The following is a 606-nucleotide window of genomic DNA, read 5'->3' as shown; positions in this document are numbered from 1 at the left end:
TTGCTTTGTGCAAGCTATTTTTTTTATGCCAGTTGGGATTGGCGGTTTCTTTTCCTACTGGTTTTCTCCACGGTGTTAGATTATTTTACCGGGTTAAAAATGACGGAGTCAAAGACTCAAAAATCAAGAAAATTTTGGCTCTGGCTCAGCATTTTAATTAATTTAGGTTTCCTCGGCGTATTTAAATACTATAATTTTTTTGCATCCTCATTTACACAAATGTTTGCTGATGCAGGCTTACATGTAAATCCCTGGACATTGAAGGTTATCCTGCCGGTTGGTATATCTTTTTATACATTTCACGGATTGTCGTATGTTATTGATATTTATAAGAAAAGGATCGACGCTGAAAGAAATTTTATTGACTACTCCTTATTTGTAAGTTTTTTTCCTCTTTTAGTGGCCGGCCCAATTGAACGGGCAACTCATCTTTTGCCCCAGATAAAAAAAGAAAGGGTTTTTGATTATAGCAAGGCCGTTAATGGATTAAGGCAAATATTATGGGGATTGTTCAAAAAAATAGTAATAGCAGATCAATGTGCCGAATACGCGAATATTATATTTGCAAATTCAGCCTCATATTCTGGAAGCACCCTGGTTTTGGGG

The 606-nt window shown here is 36.1% G+C and carries 1 pseudogene; it reads left to right on the top strand.

Annotated features, from left to right (window positions below):
• Positions 1–219: 219 nt before the first annotated feature.
• Positions 220–606, top strand: a pseudogene (locus AC1DPZ_RS28670) (MBOAT family O-acyltransferase); the annotation flags it as partial.

The organism is Mucilaginibacter sp. P4_G9, assembly GCF_056400985.1.
Note: the sequence above shows the minus strand (reverse complement) of the source record. Positions and strands in the feature narration are given on the sequence as shown.